At 44.5% G+C, this 4,536-nt stretch carries 3 protein-coding genes; 2 read left to right on the top strand and 1 reads right to left on the bottom strand.

Features of this window, described 5'->3' with window-relative positions:
* Positions 1 to 248 precede the first annotated feature (248 nt).
* Positions 249 to 1,175, top strand: a complete 927-nt coding sequence (locus ICN12_RS10650) for a histone deacetylase family protein (protein ID WP_216272487.1) — start codon at positions 249 to 251, stop codon at positions 1,173 to 1,175.
* Position 1,176: 1 nt separating this feature from the next.
* Positions 1,177 to 3,864 carry a bifunctional acetate--CoA ligase family protein/GNAT family N-acetyltransferase gene (locus ICN12_RS10655; protein WP_216272488.1) on the top strand — a complete coding sequence of 896 codons (2,688 nt, stop codon included), beginning with the start codon at positions 1,177 to 1,179 and terminating at the stop codon, positions 3,862 to 3,864.
* Between the two features lie 104 nt (positions 3,865 to 3,968).
* On the opposite strand, the gene ICN12_RS10660 is transcribed toward ICN12_RS10655, so the two are convergent.
* Positions 3,969 to 4,406 (bottom strand): universal stress protein, encoded by a 438-nt coding sequence (locus tag ICN12_RS10660; RefSeq protein ID WP_216272489.1) that lies wholly within the window; start codon positions 4,404 to 4,406, stop codon positions 3,969 to 3,971.
* Positions 4,407 to 4,536: the final 130 nt, after the last annotated feature.

Consider the following 4,536-nt stretch of genomic DNA (forward strand, 5'->3'; position numbering starts at 1 on the left):
CCCTGAGGTAGCCCCCAGACTTTAAATACTCAGTAACTACTTTTAGCTTGAACTGCGTACTGTATTTGCTCATGAAGCTGACCCCTTTGAGTTGGATTTGGTGTCCAACTTTTGTGGGTCAGTTCAGAAAGTTCAAGGGCTTTTTCTTTTAGAGGCCCAAAGTTAACGGCCACATTTGTTTTAAATCAAACACCAATACCTGACTTAAGCGGATACTTTTAGGTTATTGCCAATTTTGAGGAATTGCCTTGCCTTCTGCTTTTATTTCCCATGCTGACTGTAATCGCCATGAGATGGGATCATGTCACCCCGAATGCCCTGAGCGCCTGAGCGCGATTAACGACCAATTATTAATCTCTGGTTATTTGAACTTCATGGATGCTTACGATGCGCCCCTGGCTAGCATCGAGCAAATTAGTAGGGCACATTCAGCTCTGTATGTACAAGAGCTTATTGCTCAATCCCCAAAAGAGGGGTATCAACTGGTTGATCCAGACACAAAAATGAACCCGCACACTATTAATGCCGCATTGCGCGCAGCAGGTGCCGCGATCCAAGCAACAGACTTGGTGCTTGACGGTGCAGCATCAAATGCTTTTTGCTGTGTAAGGCCACCAGGCCACCATGCTGAGCGAGATGCCGCCATGGGATTCTGTTTTTTTAATAATGTTGCCGTCGGCATAAGACATGCACTAGATGTTCGGGGTATTCAAAAAGTTGCTTTAATTGATTTTGATGTTCACCACGGTAACGGTAGTGAAGATATTTTTAGAGACGATGAACGTGTCATGATGTGTTCAATATTTGAAAAAGATCTATACCCGTTCACAGGCGAGTACATCCCCGAAAAGCGCATGATTAACGTAGGTATTCCGACTCGCTCTAAAAGTGATGTTTTTAGAGAGGCTGTAGAGCAATACTGGATTCCTGCTCTCGAGCAATTTCAACCAGAAATGATCTATATATCTGCAGGGTTTGATGCCCATAGAGAGGATGATATGGGCAACCTCGGGCTGGTTGAGGGAGACTACGAATGGGTTACCAAAAAGATTCTTGAAGTCGCTCAAAAACACTCCCAAGGGCGTATCGTATCCTGCCTAGAAGGTGGTTATGTATTAAGCCCTCTCGCACGTAGCGTTGCAGCTCATATTAAAGTTTTGATTGGAGCAGATTAAATTGGAAAAGCACTACTTAAATTCATTGTTCGACCCGAGTTCAATTTCAATTCTGATCAACTCACAAAAACCCCAGAGCCCTCAATCATGTGAAGCTATTTTCTTAAAGCTATTTGAAGAAGCGCAATATGCTGGAGCAATTGAGCGAATTGATGTCAGCGCCAATCTTGACCTCAGCAATAAAGGCACCAAGGCAAAGGGCCTAGCAATTATCGCCCTACCCCCAGAGGAATTATGCTCAGCACTGGACATTGCTGGACGCCTGAAACATCGTGCAGCATTATTAATCTCTACTGGGATTAATAAAATGCTTGGCGAAGAATTAAAAGAATTGGCAAAGCATTACGGGATAAAACTACTTGGCCCGAATAGCCTGGGATTTCAAAGACCCCATCGCCATCTGAATGCAAGCGTGCTCGGAGATCTAGCCAATCCTGGACCTCTAGCCCTCATCGCTCAATCCGGCGCCTTAACCTCAGCCATGCTCGATTGGGCAAAAACAAATGGGGTGGGATTCTCATTTGTTGCAGCTGTTGGCCAACATACCTCAGTGGATATTGCTCAATTGCTTGATTTCTTAGGTAATGATGCCAAAACGCAAAGCATCGTTCTCTATCTTGAAGGAATTACCAATTCCAGAAAGTTCATGAGTGCCTTGCGTGCTGCCGCCAATATCAAGCCTGTGATTGTTCTTAAATCAGGTCATAAGCCGGCTGGTAATGAGGCCGCGAAAACCCATTGCGGCTCAGTAGTTGGAACGGACGCAGTTTTTGATGCTGCAATTCGGCGTGCTGGTGCAGTTAGAGTGAAATCTTTTGTAGAGCTTTTCTCCGCCGCCAAATGTCTAGCCTCAAGCTACCGCCCAGTAGGAAATAAGTTGGCAGTCATCACGAATGGGGGTGGACCTGGCGTACTAGCAGCCGACCGAATTAGTGAGAATAATTTATTGTTAGCGAAGCTCTCAATAGAAACTATCGAGAAACTTCAACCAAACCTATCTCCTCTCGCCTCTCTTGAAAACTTAGTTGACTTATCTGAGGATGCAACTGCAGAGCAATATTGCGAGGCGATCAAGGCGGCAAATAGCGATGCCAATGTAGATGGGATCTTGGTTCTTTTCTCGCCCAAGCCATCAATTGATGGATTGAAGATTGCCACCAGTATTGCCGATGTCAAAAAGCGGATTAATAAACCCCTTTTAAGCTGTTGGATGGGTGATTCATCGGTCGTTGAGGGCAGATCTTTACTGGCCAATGCCAATATTCCCACCTTTAGAACGCCTGAAGCCGCTGTTGGTGCCTTTGGTAACATTTCTAGCTTCTATGCCAACCAGAAACTGCTTCAGCAAACCCCTCCGCCGCTTTCTAAATCTTCAAGTCCCGACATAGATGGCGCTAAGCTCATTATTGAAAACGTATTAGCTTCAAGAAGAACCGTCTTAACGGAGATGGAATCTAAAGCACTGCTTTCGGCATTTCATATCCCCATTACACAAACTGTTCTTGCCAAGAATGTGAATGAAGCAATCATGATTGCCAATCAAATCGGCTATCCCGTTGTACTAAAGATTGACTCACCAGACATTAGCCATAAATCTGATGTGAATGGTGTAGCTTTAGATGTGATGAACTCTATAGGTGTTAGAGATATCTATGGTCACATGATGCAAACCGTTTCCCGCCTTGCTCCAGAAGCAAAAATTAATGGCATTACCGTACAAAAAATGGTTCGCAATAAGCGGGGACGCGAAATCTATATTGGACTAGTTAACGAAGAACCATTTGGGCCAGTAATTGCATTTGGTGCTGGCGGAACCATGATTGAGCTACTCAACGACCAATCCATGGAGCTCCCTCCCCTTAACCAATATTTAGCTCAGCAATTAATTAGTCGATCACGCATTGCACAGACACTAAAAGAATGGCGTGGTGCTCCAGCGGTAAATGTGGAGGCGATCGAACATATCTTATTGCGCGTATCTGAAATGGCTTGTGAGCTGCCGCAACTACTGGAGATGGATATCAACCCCATCATTGTTGACGAGTCTGGTGCCATAGCAGTAGATGCACGGATCGCAATTAGTCATTCGCATGGGCTAAATAACAGTCAGTCTGGCCTATATCAGCATCTCGCCATTCTCCCCTACCCACACCAGTATGAATCCCTATTTCCCCTTAAGGATGGTAGCGAGTACTCCATTAGACCGATTCATCCAGATGACGCCGATATGCTCAAGGCATTCTATAAAACCCTCTCTGCTGAATCGCGATATTTCCGATTTATTTCTAACTCACCAGAGTTACCCCCTTCAATGGCAGCCAAATTCACGCTGATTGATTACGACCGTGAAATGGCACTGGTAGCGCTAATACATGAAACAAGCTTATTAGAAGACGGCACCTGGCAAGAGAGCGAGAAAATTATTGGCGTGTCCCGCTACAGCACCAACCCTGATAAAGCCAGTTGCGAGTTTTCCCTAGTGATTTCCGATGATTACGGCGGTCAAGGTATTGGGTCTCGTATGATGACCAGCATTATGGAAGTCGCACGTGATAAGGGCCTATCCGAAATCGACGGCTTAGTGCTATCTAAAAATCCAGCAATGCTAAAACTGATGCGCAGTCTTGGCTTCACAGTAGAAACGATGGAGGATGATCCGGACTTTAAGTTGGTACGAAAAAAACTATAGTAGTGGTCGATTAGATTCGAATCTCGCCTTGCCCAACAGTAATACAAAAGCCCCTGAACTTTCATTCAGGGGCTTTTTACTTTAGCAAGCTGACTAAAGTGGGATTACACAACAACCACAGGTAACTTCGAGTGAACAATGACTGCGTGTGTGTCGCTGCCCATAAAAACACCCTTTAATCCAGTACGTTTGTGAGATGCCATCATGATGGCATCAGCCTTGGCCTTTTTAGCTGCCTCTAAGATACCCTCATAAACGGTAGCATTAAATTCATGATGCACCTTTGCCTTCACATCCTTGCCGACGAGTTTTAACGCTTTCTCTAACACCTCTTTAGCATGTTGCTCACATGCTTTTTTATGGCTTGCATCTGAAATTTTATAGTCAGATACTTTTTTGGCATAAACAAAAGGTGCCCGAGGATCTGAAATATAGGCCAGGGTTACGTTAGCCCCATCAGCCTTAACAAGGTCGGTAATTAATTTCATGTTTTTTGTAGTAAGCATGTCATCAACTACGGGTATCAAAATATTTTTAAACATCAGGGGTAATCCCCCCATTTTTAACTTAAGCTAAAAGTAGAAGCTGGTACTGCAAGTGCTAGTTTTTGCTTTGGTGTAATTCCACCTAAGCCCATGTTCGGTCTTTCATGATTGTATGTCCACATCCAAT

Source organism: Polynucleobacter sp. AM-25C3 (assembly GCF_018882335.1).
Taxonomy (GTDB): domain Bacteria; phylum Pseudomonadota; class Gammaproteobacteria; order Burkholderiales; family Burkholderiaceae; genus Polynucleobacter.